The following is a 442-nucleotide window of genomic DNA, read 5'->3' as shown; positions in this document are numbered from 1 at the left end:
TTTCCGGGATGGATGAGACACCTCCGAGCTGCAGGCGCTGGGGGACGTTTTTCCGCCGGACGACAAAAGATAAAGACAGGAGACGGGGCGGAACATCGCCCGCTCCCGACACTGATCCACAGCGGGAGGGGCGTCCCGCCGCCCTTTGTGATTTGCCCGGGACCATTTGCGATATAATGGGATCATGATCGTTAAAGAGGAGATTTTATGAGAAAGCTGTTCGGTTTGTTTTTTATCCTATTAGGGGGTTTGGTGCTTTATGGCGCCTTAACCAACAGCGTCGTCGGAAGGTGGCTCACCTTTGGAAACGCGGCGACGGATGCGGTTTCCCTGGACGGCGTTGAGCGGATCGAGATCCGGGGGGCCGCCCTGGATCTGCGAATTATTCCGGAGCAACGGGAAGATGTGTCGGCGGCGTTGCGTGGCGGCCGCAAAAATGTAC

At 57.2% G+C, this 442-nt stretch carries 2 protein-coding genes; both read left to right on the top strand.

The annotated features are described in order from the left end of the window. A partial coding sequence (locus RZO55_RS10410; protein WP_318064216.1) for a hypothetical protein occupies nt 1-188 on the top strand: 188 nt, incomplete at its 5' end. Nucleotides 189-207: 19 nt separating this feature from the next. Continuing rightward, nucleotides 208-442 (top strand): hypothetical protein (locus tag RZO55_RS10405; protein WP_318064215.1); only part of this gene is annotated, 235 nt, incomplete at its 3' end.

This window comes from Clostridium boliviensis (assembly GCF_033342255.1).
In the GTDB taxonomy this organism is placed as follows: domain Bacteria; phylum Bacillota; class Clostridia; order Lachnospirales; family Lachnospiraceae; genus Lacrimispora; species Lacrimispora boliviensis.
The sequence above is the reverse complement of the archived record's forward strand: the minus strand, read 5'-3'. Positions and strand labels throughout refer to the sequence as shown.